Annotated in this window: 16 protein-coding genes and 1 pseudogene; 9 read left to right on the forward strand and 8 right to left on the reverse strand. The window is 37.3% G+C overall.

Translation table 11 applies throughout. The annotated features are described in order from the left end of the window. Window positions 1–204: 204 nt before the first annotated feature. Together ACQ5H4_RS14540 and ACQ5H4_RS14545 are read left to right on the forward strand one after the other, a co-directional pair. Complete coding sequence (locus ACQ5H4_RS14540) at window positions 205–348, forward strand: hypothetical protein (protein ID WP_430775709.1); 144 nt, start codon at window positions 205–207, stop codon at window positions 346–348. Window positions 349–411: 63 nt separating this feature from the next. Then, the gene (locus ACQ5H4_RS14545; RefSeq protein WP_430775710.1) at window positions 412–1,095 is read left to right on the forward strand and encodes a DUF421 domain-containing protein; all 684 of its coding nucleotides are present in this window, start codon (window positions 412–414) and stop codon (window positions 1,093–1,095) included. 48 nt (window positions 1,096–1,143) lie between these two features. On the opposite strand, the gene ACQ5H4_RS14550 is transcribed toward ACQ5H4_RS14545, so the two are convergent. Next, window positions 1,144–1,314 carry a hypothetical protein gene (locus ACQ5H4_RS14550; RefSeq protein ID WP_430775711.1) on the reverse strand — a complete coding sequence of 57 codons (171 nt, stop codon included), beginning with the start codon at window positions 1,312–1,314 and terminating at the stop codon, window positions 1,144–1,146. Between the two features lie 228 nt (window positions 1,315–1,542). On the opposite strand from ACQ5H4_RS14550, the gene ACQ5H4_RS14555 reads away from it, so the two are divergent. Both ACQ5H4_RS14555 and ACQ5H4_RS14560 read left to right on the forward strand, forming a co-directional pair. Further along, window positions 1,543–1,860: a hypothetical protein gene (locus ACQ5H4_RS14555; protein WP_430775712.1), complete on the forward strand. Its 318-nt coding sequence runs from the start codon at window positions 1,543–1,545 to the stop codon at window positions 1,858–1,860. 94 nt (window positions 1,861–1,954) lie between these two features. Further along, window positions 1,955–2,587 (forward strand): class I SAM-dependent methyltransferase, encoded by a 633-nt coding sequence (locus tag ACQ5H4_RS14560; protein WP_430775713.1) that lies wholly within the window; start codon window positions 1,955–1,957, stop codon window positions 2,585–2,587. Window positions 2,588–3,020: 433 nt separating this feature from the next. Here ACQ5H4_RS14560 and ACQ5H4_RS14565 read toward each other — a convergent pair whose 3' ends face one another. After that, window positions 3,021–4,727, reverse strand: a complete 1,707-nt coding sequence (locus ACQ5H4_RS14565) for a methyl-accepting chemotaxis protein (RefSeq protein WP_430775714.1) — start codon at window positions 4,725–4,727, stop codon at window positions 3,021–3,023. 314 nt (window positions 4,728–5,041) lie between these two features. Between ACQ5H4_RS14565 and ACQ5H4_RS14570 the strand changes: the two genes are divergently transcribed. Beyond that, on the forward strand, window positions 5,042–5,536 hold the full coding sequence (locus tag ACQ5H4_RS14570) for a GNAT family N-acetyltransferase (RefSeq protein WP_430775715.1): 495 nt from the start codon (window positions 5,042–5,044) through the stop codon (window positions 5,534–5,536). Window positions 5,537–5,577: 41 nt separating this feature from the next. On the opposite strand, the gene ACQ5H4_RS14575 is transcribed toward ACQ5H4_RS14570, so the two are convergent. Together ACQ5H4_RS14575 and ACQ5H4_RS14580 are read right to left on the reverse strand one after the other, a co-directional pair. Next, the gene (locus ACQ5H4_RS14575) at window positions 5,578–5,769 is read right to left on the reverse strand and encodes a hypothetical protein (protein WP_119708017.1); all 192 of its coding nucleotides are present in this window, start codon (window positions 5,767–5,769) and stop codon (window positions 5,578–5,580) included. 31 nt (window positions 5,770–5,800) lie between these two features. Further along, on the reverse strand, window positions 5,801–6,322 hold the full coding sequence (locus ACQ5H4_RS14580; protein WP_430775716.1) for a hypothetical protein: 522 nt from the start codon (window positions 6,320–6,322) through the stop codon (window positions 5,801–5,803). A gap of 265 nt (window positions 6,323–6,587) precedes the next feature. Here ACQ5H4_RS14580 and ACQ5H4_RS14585 point away from each other — a divergent pair, with 265 nt between their 5' ends. Then, window positions 6,588–7,607 carry an STAS domain-containing protein gene (locus ACQ5H4_RS14585; RefSeq protein ID WP_430775862.1) on the forward strand — a complete coding sequence of 340 codons (1,020 nt, stop codon included), beginning with the start codon at window positions 6,588–6,590 and terminating at the stop codon, window positions 7,605–7,607. A 147-nt stretch (window positions 7,608–7,754) separates the two neighbouring features. Here the strand turns inward: ACQ5H4_RS14585 and ACQ5H4_RS14590 are convergent, their stop codons facing one another. From ACQ5H4_RS14590 to ACQ5H4_RS14600, 3 genes are all read right to left on the reverse strand, one after another. Then, the gene (locus ACQ5H4_RS14590) at window positions 7,755–7,877 is read right to left on the reverse strand and encodes an FbpB family small basic protein (RefSeq protein WP_430775717.1); all 123 of its coding nucleotides are present in this window, start codon (window positions 7,875–7,877) and stop codon (window positions 7,755–7,757) included. Window positions 7,878–8,624: 747 nt separating this feature from the next. Further along, a complete protein-coding gene (locus ACQ5H4_RS14595; protein ID WP_430775719.1) occupies window positions 8,625–8,804 on the reverse strand; it encodes a hypothetical protein in 180 nt (59 codons plus the stop codon). A gap of 342 nt (window positions 8,805–9,146) precedes the next feature. Further along, window positions 9,147–9,539 (reverse strand): hypothetical protein, encoded by a 393-nt coding sequence (locus ACQ5H4_RS14600; protein ID WP_430775720.1) that lies wholly within the window; start codon window positions 9,537–9,539, stop codon window positions 9,147–9,149. Between the two features lie 252 nt (window positions 9,540–9,791). On the opposite strand from ACQ5H4_RS14600, the pseudogene ACQ5H4_RS14605 reads away from it, so the two are divergent. From ACQ5H4_RS14605 to ACQ5H4_RS14615, 3 genes and pseudogenes are all read left to right on the forward strand, one after another. After that, a pseudogene (locus ACQ5H4_RS14605) lies at window positions 9,792–10,862 on the forward strand (PDC sensor domain-containing protein); the annotation flags it as partial. 12 nt (window positions 10,863–10,874) lie between these two features. Next, complete coding sequence (locus ACQ5H4_RS14610; RefSeq protein WP_430775863.1) at window positions 10,875–11,801, forward strand: methyl-accepting chemotaxis protein; 927 nt, start codon at window positions 10,875–10,877, stop codon at window positions 11,799–11,801. A 105-nt stretch (window positions 11,802–11,906) separates the two neighbouring features. Next, window positions 11,907–12,680 carry an SDR family oxidoreductase gene (locus ACQ5H4_RS14615; RefSeq protein WP_430775721.1) on the forward strand — a complete coding sequence of 258 codons (774 nt, stop codon included), beginning with the start codon at window positions 11,907–11,909 and terminating at the stop codon, window positions 12,678–12,680. A 26-nt stretch (window positions 12,681–12,706) separates the two neighbouring features. Here the strand turns inward: ACQ5H4_RS14615 and ACQ5H4_RS14620 are convergent, their stop codons facing one another. Further along, on the reverse strand, window positions 12,707–13,975 hold the full coding sequence (locus tag ACQ5H4_RS14620) for an MFS transporter (protein WP_430775722.1): 1,269 nt from the start codon (window positions 13,973–13,975) through the stop codon (window positions 12,707–12,709).

The raw sequence follows: 13,975 nt of genomic DNA on the forward strand, positions 1-13,975 counted from the left end.
TAGTACACTTGGCGAACCCTTCAGTAGCCCTTTAGGGTTTGGTCAGTAACAAAGGCTTTTAGCCGCAGAGAAAACCACCCGTTCTCACGGGTGGTTTTTATTTTAGCTTTTAAAAAAAGAGAGTTGCCGCCCAGCTCGCTTAATAAATCTAATCGCTCTTGGAGAATCTAACAGTATTCATAACGAAAAATTGGAGGAATCATTTTGGGCGTTGAAGCAGAACAGATTCAGTATTGTGAGAACTGCAAAGAGGATACACTTCATAAAACCTATGAAGATGCGATGGAGATTACCTACCGTTGTACACAGTGTGAAGAAGAGTCAGAGGTATTTAAATCCTTTTTCTAATGGGATAGCAGGTTACATTGGGCTTTGGAGAGTTTCTTTAAAATCATGTAAGGTATTAGAAAGGTGATAGAGTTGGGTTATGTACAGATGCTAGTTGAGCTGGTTGGTGGTTATGTTTTTCTATTTATTATCGTGAAGATTCTTGGGAAAACCCAAATTAGTCAAATCACTCCGTTTGATTTTATATCCGCACTCGTGTTAGGTGAATTTGTAGGAAGTGCGGTTTTTGATCCGAAAATAAATCTTTTGAAGATCTTTTTTGGTATCACGATATGGGGTCTCCTGATCTATATAACGGAATTAACGACCCAGAAATCCCTAAGACTTCGGTTATTTTTAGAAGGAAAACCATCCTTTATCATACTTGAAGGGAAATTAGATTGGAAAGAACTCAAAAAGAATCACCTTGATATTAATCAACTTCAACAATTGCTTCGGTCTAAGGATGTTTTTTCCTTACGAGACGTTGAATATGCCATTTTAGAACCAAATGGCTCAATAAGTATCTTAAAAAAACAAGAGGCAGATAAACCTACATATAAAGATTTTAACTTAAAAATAACCAAACGAATGGTTCCTCTGACCATAATCAGTGATGGGGAAGTCATTATGGAACATTTACAGGAGTCTGGTATGGATTATAAAGGGTTAATCAAACGCCTCAATGAAAGAAATATATCTTCAGTGAAAGAAGTGGCATATGCGGAATGGGAATCAGATAAAGATTTGTATCTTCAGGTATATTAATTGTTTCAGGTATAAACCCCTGTCAATGAACATGACAGGGGTTACCTCTTATTCGTTATCAGACTCTTCAGTGCTTTCTTCAGTGCCTTCTTCCGTTTGGTTTTCTTCTGTTTCAGTTTCTTCTGTTGTGTCTTCGCTGCAGCCTGTGGCAAATCCAATTACCATAAAAGTTGCTAACAGAGCTAATAACCCTTTTTGTAGTTTCTTTAATTTTTCCATTTTCATTGCCTCCTATTTGCGCTTTAAGTAACTTACAAACCTATCATACATCAGAAAAAGCAAGAGAATGTCCAAGTTACCAATTATTTACACAATCAAGAAACAATATTTAACTTTTTAATACTGAGTATACAAAGTTTGCAATTCATTCATAATCCAACGATAATGGCTCCATTGATTAATGGTCATACTATCTTTAATTAATAAAGAAAAAAAAGGAGAGGTACGATGCCTAGAAAGCCTGCACAAACGGAAGAAGAGTCAGAAAAAGAGAAAATTGTCCATTTGCCAAGTAATCAACCGAACAAAGAGGAAGTAGAAAGCCTTTCACATATGTTAGCAGCGGTATTGGAGTATATATCAGATGAAGAGGTAGATGAAATAGATTTTGAATACATATTGGATCATACAGAAGGTCTCAGAAACTGGTGGGAACGTTATCAAGAAAACAACCGGAAAAAAATTGAGGAAGAAATAAGAAATTCTCTAAGTGAATTATCCTTTGAAGAACTTCAAAAAATCCGGGAACAGATCAAAGAAAAATAGGACAGTAGGATCAGAAATTGTAGGGAATAAATGTTAAAATATAAAGAGGAATAATAGTTATCCAAGTGTTGGGTCATTAGTAAAGAGGTGAGTGATGAATAATCGTTGGAATAAAATGATATATAAATTGTGGGGGAACGTGTACGATCAGTTTTTCAATTCAGGAAAATTCCTAAAAGCTCGAAAACAGATATTTGGAAAAGGTATTTTTGAGGGGGATCATCAAAGTATTCTCTTTGTTGGGGTTGGCACAGGAGCGGATCTAGAATTAATCGACCTGAATAAATTTGATATTACTGGTATTGATTACTCGAAGGCGATGTTAGACAAAGCAAGAGAAAAATTTAAAAATTCTTCAGTTGAATTCTTGAATATGGATGCACAAAATATGGATTTTCCTGATCATCAATTTGATTTAGTAGTGGCAAGTCTTATATTGTCAGTAGTTCCTGACGAAGACAAATGTTTGAAGGAGATGGAAAGGGTTTTAAAACCGAATGGTGAGATTTTAATTTTTGATAAGTTCTCTCCAAAGGGTAAAAAACTTTCCATATTGAAACGAGTACTTAGGCCGGTGATACAGTTATTAGGGACTGACATTGGAAGGGATTTCGAAAAATTGTATGAAAATCACAACGAGAACCTATCGATTAAAGAGGATATTCCTATACTATTCAATGGGATGTATAGAAAAATAGTTCTACTAAAAACGAAGACTCAATGTTAGAATGAGGTTCTCTTGGATTTTTGAGATAAAACTCACTCCCTATTAAATAAAATGTCTTGTCCTTAATCGAGTAACTAGCAAAAGTAAAATAAGTGGAGAATTTCCGGTTAGATGAAGAATGGAGCCTCGTTTTGGGGGGAATAAGGGGAGGTTTTCCGCTTATGCAAAGTAAAATCTCCTATTTTATAAGTTTTCTAGCCAATAGTCGGAATCTCTCCTTCTATTCTAGCTTTTTTTCATAATCATTAATACATAGGGGGAATTTCTCCGTCTATTTATCAGCTCGGTTGCTTAAACTAAACCCCACAACCGATAAATAAAGAAAAGACGTATGCCGATTCATACGTCAATTCTTGTGTATTTTAATAAGAAAGTACCCGAAAACGGAACCCTTTACCATGTAACTCTGAGCTTTTTAGATCCTTTTGAGTAATTACAACACCTGGAACTTCGTTAACTCTTTCTTTAACTCCTCTGCTAAATGATTTAATGCGAAGGCAGATGCAGCCATTTCCTGCATAGTAGCCAATTGTTGTTCAGATGCAGCAGCTACATTTTGAGAGTTAGAAGATGTGTCTTGTGCAATGGTAGCAAGAGATTGAACGTTATTTGTAATGTTTTCCGTGGTCTTAGCCATCTGTTCGGCAGAAGAAGATACCTCGTGAATGCGATTGGTAACGATTTGAACAGAATCGAAAATTCGTTTGAAGTTCTCTCCAGTTTCATGAATGACCTTTGTTCCAACCTCGACTTCCTTTAATCCATCAGCCATAGATTCTACTGCAGTTCTTGTATGAAATTGAATTTGGTGAATCAGTTTCGCAATTTGGTCGGCTGAAACTTTTGATTGCTCCGCTAATTTTCTCACTTCATCTGCTACAACAGCAAAACCTCGTCCATGGTCTCCTGCACGGGCAGCTTCAATTGCTGCATTTAGCGCTAATAGGTTAGTTTGATCGGCTATCCCCGTAATGACACCTACAATTTGTCCAATTTCCTTAGAACTTTCGCCTAACGTAAGAACAAGATTAGAGGTGTGACCAACGGATTGTTGAATCGAGTCCATTTGTTGTACCGCATGTTGAACCAGTTCATTTCCTTCCTTTGCTCGTTGAGTAGAATCTTGAGATGCTACAGCCACTTGCTTGGAAGCTTGGGCGATTTTTAACATATTATGAGCCATTTCATTCATTGCCAAAACGGTTTCTTGTGAACTGACAGAAGATGTTTCAGCACCTGACGCAATTCCTTGGATAGAGAAAGTAATTTGTTCGGCTGAAGAAGAAGTTTGTTCAGCGGAAGCATGAAATTCCTGTGAAGCAGCAGCCACTTGATTGGATGTTTCAGCGACCTTTTGTATTAATGACTTTAAATGATTTACCATGATGTTTGAGGCACCGATTAAACGTCCGAGTTCATCTTTCGAATTGGTTTTTAAGTGATCTCCACGTAAATCACCACTAGCGATTTTTTCCAACCGTTTAACGACTAGAGAGATATTATTCGAAATCACTTTAGCATTATATAACCCAATCACAATCGCAATCACAATCGCGATAAGAGAACCAAAAGTAATCAGACTCTCAGAGCTATCAGCTAAAGATTCCACATTCTCTGCTTGAGTCACTGTAATCTGATTTTGCATGTCTACGACTTTTACCCACGCATCGATGGCTTCCTGGCTGTAAGGTAAGCATTCTTCCTCCATTAGGGCAATGGCGCCTTCCACGTCTCCACTATCATAAAGAGGAATAATTTCATCGGTTACAAGTTTTCTCCACTTACTTGTTTTTTCATCCGCATCCATCAATGCAGACTCGATTTCTTTAGAAATACGACCTTCATTAATCGCTGCTAATAAGAGTTCTTCGGTTTCTTTTGCCATTTCTGTTTCAGCTAGAAACTGCTCTTTAAATTCACTATCATTAAAAAGTATGTAATCTCTGGCGATTTTTGCTCGATTGGCCACACTAAAGGTCATCGAATTTGCAGCTTCTAAAAATTTCATATCGTTTGCTGTGATGTCTTCTACATCATTAGATATGGAAGAAATCGAAAAGAAGCTGTAGGAGGCAATGACGACCAATATAGCAAGAATCAGACCAAAACTGAATAATATTTTTCCCTTAATACTTCTCATAAAAAATTTCCCCTTTTGAAATTAAGATATGATGCTAGACATAGGTGGATCCAAGAAAAACGTGGACTAAACAAAGGTTGCGGTAAAACTTTTGTACTGAATTGTCACTCGGGTCTTTTGGTCTATAATTAAAACAAAAAAATAGTTTGAATTAAAGATAAAAAAGTTCAAACTGACTTCTATTTTTGCAACCTATTAAGCATTTTAGTATCCTCGTAATTAGAACTTTATTTTATACATGAGAATGCTAGAAGACAATTTTGAATGTGCTGTAACTTATGAATTTAGAGAACAAGAGGGGGAAATATATCAAGATGATTACTTTAAGAAATGTTCAATCTACAGATTTAGAACAGCTGTTATTAATTGAGAATGAAGGGTTCTCTAAAGAAGAAGCTGCCACAAAAGACGCATTTGTCGAGAGGATACAGTTGATACCTGATACATTTATTGTGGCAGAAAAGGAAGGGGAGATCCTTGGGTATATTAATGGTCCCATCATTAATCAACCTTTCATAACCGATGATCTTTTTGAGAAAATCAATGAGAACCCGACAAAAGGAGGGTATCAGAGCATCTTAGGACTAGCTGTGTCCATACAGGCAAGAAACAAAGGAATTGCAAAAAACTTGATTGAAAAAATGGAGGAGCTTGTTGAAAAAAATGAAAGAGAAGGAATCACATTAACTTGTAAACATAATTTAATTACTTTTTATGAAAATTTAGGTTTTGTTAACCATGGATTATCCGAATCACAACATGGAGGAGTAAGATGGTATAACATGGTCAAACGAAACACTCTTGCATAGAAAAAAGGAGGACATCCTTTAAGAAAATGTCCTCCATTTCATTATCGTTGATTCGTATGAGTGGGACTCGATAACGAGTAGCTTTTTATCATTTTTTGTAGATTAAGATGTCCTTCTCTTAATTTGATCGTTTCTTGTAGGATTTTCTGGAATCCTTCCAGATCGCGATCAGATGCATTTAATACAGATTTAGGTATCGCCTCTACTAGTTGTTGTAAGTTTAAGTCTGCCATAAAATGACCACCTTTCATTGTAATTATAAAATTATTTAAGATTCATTTTTTCGTAGTGTTCATAAAACACTTTAAATAGTCTTTCATCCCCACCACGATCTGGATGAAGGAATTTTAGTAGTTTTTTTAGTTCTTTCTTTAACAAGTCCTTGTCACCATTCTCCTCAACTCCTAAGAGGGAGTGGATGGAATAAGGGGCAGGCCCGAATAATGATTTCTCAGATCTGACCATTTTTTTCAGTGAGAGAACTTTGGCTCGTTCAATTCGTATAGTTATTTCTAGTTCTTCCATTTTCTCTTTTAATTTTGTGTTTTCATGAAACGTTTTTTCCCAATGCTCATAATCAACGCCAAATTGTTGACTCATTCTCTCATTTTTCTTTTCAACAATAAAAGTAGCTAAATCAAAAGGGTCAATAGAAAAATTGATGTTCAAATCCTTTGTTCTTTTGGCCCTTATTTTTCCATCGAGAATCCAACGAATCACCGTCTCTTCATTATCCGCGATGCCTTCACTCCGAAGTAATTCCGTAGTTTCTTTCACATTTAACATAGTATCAACTCTTTAATATTACTTGTAAATTTAATGTATCATACGATTCACTGTTACAAATTTACAGGTTTGTTTAAATTAGATGTTAAATGTAACTAATATAACGATTATATTAAATTTCAAATTTGAAAGAAGGGAATTTTGAGCTATTTTATCATATAAATGGAAAAATATAAGGTTTATAGTAAAATTAGGGAGGGGTTCCATGTAGCTGGGAGGTTTTAAGGATTTGGGTGCAGATATTACAAGACATGAGGTGGCAGGAATGAGCAAGAACTCGAAAGTTAATATAGAAGGTCTTGATTTTACTTGGGAGGTTGAAAAAGGAAAGTTTCAATATGAAAATCAAGATGCTGTCCTTTTTTGGATCAATAGTGCTATGAAGTCTTTTTTTGACACCATTGAAGAGGTATCTGGGGAAGAGGCATCCAATTTGGTCCTTGAGACGACCGGGTATCGTCAAGGGATTGTAGTAGGGGACTATTTTCGGAAAATCAAGGACTTTGATGTGTCTGAAGCAGCAGAAATGATTACCAATACATACGCCTCTGCCGGTTGGGGAAGAGCTGAAATAAAGCACCTCGATTATGAAAAGAAAACGCTTGAGGCTCATATCCGAGACAGCTGGGAATACAAAATTAACTTGGCACAAGGGAAGAATAAAGGATCTGCTTTTTTAGCGGCTCATTTTGCTGGGCTATTCACTAGCCTTTTTGGAGAGAACATTTGGTACGAATATGAACAAGACCAACTCGAAGGATCTGAGTACAGCATTGTTAAATACTTTCCTTCCAATATTACGGCGACCACAAACATACACCAGTTAGCTCGGAAAAACGAGTCTGAACAGATTTTACGCTTAGAAAAAATGGTGGAACAGAAAACAAGTGAGCTTCGGAATTTGGTAAAAAAACTATCTTCTCCGATCATACCTGTATTCGATGGAATTGTTGTTGTACCACTGGTCGGGAAATACGAAGAGGACCGGTCCGAAGATCTTATGATCAACACCTTAAACAATTTGCCTAAGCATAAGGCTAATTATCTTATTCTTGATTTAACAGGTCTAGATACAGAAGTGGACCATTTTACGATTGATCTGATTGTAAAAATTGGCTCAGCAGCTTCCTTAATAGGTACCAAATCAATTTTGGTAGGTATTTCTTCCAACTTAGCCATTAAAATGGTTGAATCTCATGTGACACTTGGTCGTTTTGAAGTATTTCAAACACTTCAGCATGGGATTCACTATGCACTATCTCAGATGGGAAAAACAATTAGTTAACCTTTGTGAGGCAAAGTGTAGGTAGTAGTCGATAATGGTCGTTTGCAGTGAAAAATGGTTGGATATGACCTATATTGAAACCTGAGGGTATGTTGTTGCTTTTAAATAAACGAAGGCCCCATTCTTGTTCGAGAGGGGCCCTACCTGTTATTGCTTTATAATTTTTTCTTCTACGCGCTTTTCAATCCTCTCAACTAGTAACTTATCCTTTAATAATTCCTCTTTATTTCGTTTCATGAGTTCTTCTAAAGTTAGTTTTCCGGGTTTCATCTCTTTCTTCCTTCCTGATATTAAAATTTGATTTTTCTGACAATATGTTTCAATAAAAAACCTCTACCACTATGGTAAAGGTTTAATGTAAATAAACCTTTACAAACAGGTAAAGGTCTTGCTAACAACGACAAATGGTTGCCAACAAAGCCGGGAGTGAAGTGACTCCGTAATGACGACTTTGCTGTAAAAGCTACTCCCCTTTAAGGAGATATTTGTTTGTATGTGTTAATGATAAAAGATTGTGAATTATTAGTCAAATAAAATGCACTACTTTAGAAAGGAAATACAAAGATTTAATTGGTAAAAGTGATTGAGTGCCACATACCTAGCCGCACATTTATCGGACTTCTTATGGAGCAGGAATTATTTTAAGATTAGCGGATTACCTGCCTAATAAAATTGACTGCTCCGTACTGGTGTCACTAGCAGGAATCAAATTGGGATCGGAATACTCCGTGGATTCGGACTCCCAAGTGCAAATTCCTTGGTGTTTGGTCTGAATCCCCCTTGGATTCGGACTCTCAAGTGAAAATTCCTTGGTGTTCGGTCTGAATCCCCCTTGGATTCGGACTCTCAAAGGCAATTCCTTCAAGTTCTGTCTGAATCCACTTTGGATTCGGACTCCCAAGTGCAAATTCCTTCAAATCCTGTCTAAATTTCCTCTAGATTCGGACTCTCAAAGGCATTTTCTATCAAGTTCTGGCTGAATACCCCCTAGATTCAGACTCCTAAGTGCAAATTCCATCAAGTCCCGACCATGGCGAGCTTCATAGTCATTAATAATACAATACCGAACCCAAGCATGGGCATAATCATAAATGAGTTCCAAAGAGTGCGGTTATGTATCGTTTGTAAAAGAGCGGTAGAAGGGGAGCTGTTTGTTTCATTGATCACCGCTTCTAAAATGTCTCTTAAGCGTGGCAAGTTAATCATGGGTCCCATAATAGTCATATAGATAAGAGTGCTAACCAAAGATCAATCCAACCCGTTCCCCAACCACAAGTCGTAAATACAAATATAAACCAGGAAATAAAATAAACACCAAAAAGGAATTGGTAATTCAAAGGCGCTTTCGAAATGTGGTTCCGAATGATTCGCATGTATTTATTCATGGGTTTCGAAGGTCGATTCCGAATGATTCGGAAGTATATATTCCTAGTTTGGAAGCTGGCTTTCTAATCATTCGTAAGGTAAAAAAAGTACGATGCAGGTTTTCGAAGGTTGTTTCCGAGTCGTTCGAAGGTTGTAATGAAATCTAAATAACCCTTATTCAATACCTATACGAAACAATAATATTGCAAGAAAAGCAGTAATTGGAGTCATTATGATGGTTTCAAAGAACGACGTAGATGCTAAGTTTCCAAGCGTATTTAGGATCATAAGAACAAACATAACCCAAATCCCCATATTTATCATTCTATTGAATTGACCCTTGAAAAAATATCCTGCCTTTACTCCAATTACAAAGAGAAACAGGATTTGCAAGGAGATGGATATAGTTTCAAAGATGTACATGTCGGTCGAATTGTTTAATCGGCCTCCCCAAATAAAATGATAAGGAATGACTTGAAATAGGATCAGTATATGCATGAAAAGGGCTAATGTACAGATGGTTATGATACTAGTACTTGCAAGTTTAAAACTGATGAATTTTTTCATTTATATCCTCCCATTAAAACTAGGTTTCACTTTTTAATAGTATTCATTGGGAAAGGAGATATGTTAGTTGAGCTTTATTATTATCTAGCCACACACCTGCAACAATTGGAAATTAAGTTGTGTAGGATTTGGCCGATATAAGTTAAGAGGGAACTAGTTATTATCTGAAATTTATATATACAATCACACAACAAGCATTGATTTCCTGGAGGTAGGTTTATGATAAAGAGAAAAAGTAGTATTAAAATGAAAATGCTCAGTTTGTTTTTACCTATTATTCTTATTTCAACCATTGCAATCACGACTTTAAGCTTTTTTAGCTCGAAAAGTGAAATTACTGTGCTTACAGATTCTAGTGTAAGTAACCAAATGGCAACCGTTTTAGAGGAAATGGAACATGGTTTTACAGCCCATACAAGGCTTGCTGAATCCATTGCCACGTTGTACAAGGTAAAAGGGAACGCTCTAGTCAAAGAAGATTATAAAAAGGCCTTAGAAGAAACCATTAAATTAAACGCCAATACGTTTGGTCTAGGTATCTGGTTGGAACCATTCCAATATAACCAAGATACTGAATTTTTTGGACCGTATGTGTATAGAGATGGAGAGGCGATTTCTTACACAGAGGAGTATGAAACTGCTGATTATAACTACCCGGAGCTAGATTGGTATATTCAGGGTAAGGAAGTAGGGGAAGGGAAGATCGCATGGTCACCGCCTTACTATGATGAGGGATTAAATAAGACATTAATCACCGCTTCTGTTCCGATTTTTGTTGATGGGAAGTTTATTGGAAATATTACAGCAGATTATGATTTAACAACGATACAAGACTTGATTGTTACTCAAACGTTTGAACAATCAGGCCATCTGTTCCTTTTAGGCTTATCGGGAGAATTTATTGCTCATAAAGAAAAAGCAATGACAGATAACATCATGGATGATTCTGAGCTAAAACAATTAGGTGAAGAGATCCTTGGTCAAGAAAATGGAAACATGGTTTTTACAACGAACAATCAGGAATGGGAAGCTTTTTACTCTACTTTTCCTGAAACAGGATGGAAACTGGTAGCGGTAGCGCCTGAGAGTGAACTATATGATGGGGTTACTTCTCTACTAGTAAAATCCGTTGGTATTACTGCCTTCTTTTTACTAGTGTCCATCCCTTTAATTATGGTATTTAGTTCGAGCATGTCAAAAAAAATGAAGCAGTTTGTTGAAAAGATCGGATTCCTTGCCGAGGGTGATTTAACCAATCCGATCGAAATTAAATCAAATGATGAACTGGGACAAATGGGTGAGCATTACAATCAAGCATTAAATCAATTAAACCAAATGTTTTATACCATTCGTTCCTCTTCTGAACAAGTAGCGGCAAGTGCAGAAGAATTATCGGCGAGTGCCGAACAAACAAGTTCTTCTGTAGCGGAAGTGGCCGGCTCTATTCAAGATGTGGCTGCAAATAATAATGAGCAAAACAATTACACGAGTCAAATGAAAACTAGTACGAGTGCTATTTATCATCGCATGGAGCAAATTACGTCCAATATAGAAAATGTGAAAAACTCTTCTGCTCAAACGACGATTCTTGCCCAAGATGGAACGGACGATGTAAAAAAGGCTATTGAACAAATGAATGAAATCCATTCAACGGTTCAACAAACAGCTCAATCCATTGACCAATTGGATAACAAATCCAGAAAAATTGAAGAGATTGTTGGCCTAATTAATTCGATCGCTGAACAAACCAACTTGCTGGCATTAAATGCAGCGATTGAAGCCGCTAGAGCAGGGGAGCATGGAAAGGGCTTTGCTGTTGTAGCAGATGAAGTAAGAAAACTAGCTGAGCAATCAGGGAAAGCTACTGGAGATATTAAGGAATTAATTCACGGAATTCAGAATGAGATTAGTACTTCTGTATCAGTTATGAAATCTAGTACAGAGTCAACTCAGTCAGGAATTCATGTGGTCGAACAAACAGGACAATCATTCAATCAAATTTATGATGCGATTGGAAATATGACGAAGCATACGGAAGAGGTGTATCGCTCGATCGTTCATATCCTTAAAGAAGTCGATCAAATGAAAGATGTAGTAGATGCGGTGAACGAATTGGCTGTAACCAATGATGAAAAAGCTCAAAATGTATCAGCAGCTACGGAAGAACAAGCTGCTATGGTGCAAGAAATGACGGCATCAAGTGAAGCATTAGCTCAAATTGCAACCGATCTTCAACTAGAATTAGCCAAATTTAAACTATAAGAAAGGGAAGGAAAGATGGAAATTGACCATCTTTCCTTCTTTCGTTTCATTTTGTAAAATGAGAAAGTGTAGAAAGATGGAAGAATGGCTGTTGGAGGAATATTAATGTACCCATTAAAAGAAAAAATCGCTATTGTTACAGGGGTTAGTCGGCTGAAAGGAATTGGCGCGGCTATTTGTCAGGAGTTAGCGGAGGCAGGCTATCATCTGTTTTTTACATATTGGACCGAATATGATCAAACGATGCCTTGGAGTGTTCAGAGTGATGAGCCAGCTAGATTAAAAGAAGAACTGCTGAAAAAAGGGGGGAAGGTGGGGTGTATGGAGTTAGATTTAACGCTAGATGATGCTCCTACACTGCTACTCAATCAGGTTTGCGAAGAGTTAGGTGAGCCTGATATTTTAATTAATAATGCCGCCTACTCTACGAATAATGATTATTCAAATGTAACGATTGAAGATTTAGATAAGCATTACCTTGTAAACATTCGGGCAACGACATTTGTTAGCACCACATTTGCTAAAAGGTTTCAAAAAAAATCAGGTGGAAGAATCATCAATCTTACTTCCGGTCAATTTAAAGGACCAATGCCAGGTGAATTAGCGTATGCTACCACAAAGGGGGCCATTGATGCGCTAACGATTACACTGTCTGCTGAAGTGGCTCCTTTAGGTATCACGGTGAATGCCGTGAACCCAGGTCCAACGGATACAGGATGGATGACAAAGGAATTGAAAGAGCAATTAACGCCCATGTTTCCTTTCGGGCGAGTAGGGATGCCTAGTGATGTGGCAAAAACAATTAAGTTTCTTGTCAGTGAAGAAGCGGACTGGATCACGGGACAGATCATTCATTCAGAAGGTGGATTTAAAAGATAACAAAAAGGCGGGGGAAATCCCGCCTTTTACGTGACGCTTAGAATCGTCTTTTCTTCCTTTTTAGGTTCCTGAATTAACATAACTCCGACTAATCCCATAAATGAAAAAAGCACGGGAATTAAAAACCCATAATGATACCCAATATGTATCGCTTGTTGAGGGAATACATCTAGTACTTTTCCAAAAATACTTGGTAATAAAACAGCACTTAGAAATCCGCCTGTATTGGCAAATCCTGATACCACGCCAACTTCTTCTATTGGAAATGACTTTCGTACGACAGCAAACGTTAATGAACTCGCACCATTTCCAAATCCAATGATAAATAGCAAAGCGACAACCATGAAAAAGGAAGGATTCACACCAGCAAAAAACAGTCCTCCCCAACTAAAAAAGACGGTTATATGAATGAGGGTGTAAACTCTTTTGATCGAATCTAATCTACTTGTGATCCAACTGATTAACGGTCCACCAATAATGGAGCCGAATAGGCAATACATTATCAGTTGGCTGGCCTCAGCTCGTGACAAGTCAAACACTTGAATACCATAAGGAACACCCCATGAACCGATAAAACCAATATAGGTACCGACGATTCCAAAGTGGCAGAGGAACGTGGCCCAACCTTGCTGAGTGGAAAACACTCGCTTTAGAATCACCCAAACACTTTCACGCTTTTTGTTGGAACGTTTTTTTGATGTTGGAGTTTCTTTAAATAGTTTTTTAGGTTTGGAAACTAGAACGGTATAGAGAAGGACGGATGATGCTATTAAGATGAGCCCGATGGTAAGAAAGGGTGTTCTCCAACCGGAAAAAGAAATCCACGCAGAAAAGGGAACCGTTGACGAAAGAGATCCAAGACTGGCTGTCATCGAAACTACACCTAATAAACTGATAAATTCTTGAACTTTGAACCACTGATTCATAATTAAAACAAAGTTAACAAAAATCGTGGCGTCTCCCATACCCACTAATATTCGTGAGAGTAATAACACATACTCATTCGGGGCAACACTGTAAATCACGCTTCCGATTCCATTAAGAAGGGTTCCAAAAATAAGAAAATGATTTGGGCCAAATCGATCAGACAACAATCCGACCGGTATTTGCAGTCCTGCATACGCCAAAAATTGAATACCTGTAATTAGTCCTATGAGAGAAGCGGAAACTTGAAAATCAGTCATTAATTGGTCGGTAATGAGCCCCGGTGCGGTTCGTTGACTGACGATTAAAAAATAGGCAAACAAGACGGTACCAAACACGACCCATCTATAGCTGCTTTCTTGTTTGTTCAT

Origin of the sequence: Bacillus coreaensis, assembly GCF_050586445.1 — a bacterium.
Classification (GTDB): Bacteria; Bacillota; Bacilli; order Bacillales; family Cytobacillaceae; genus Robertmurraya_A; species Robertmurraya_A coreaensis.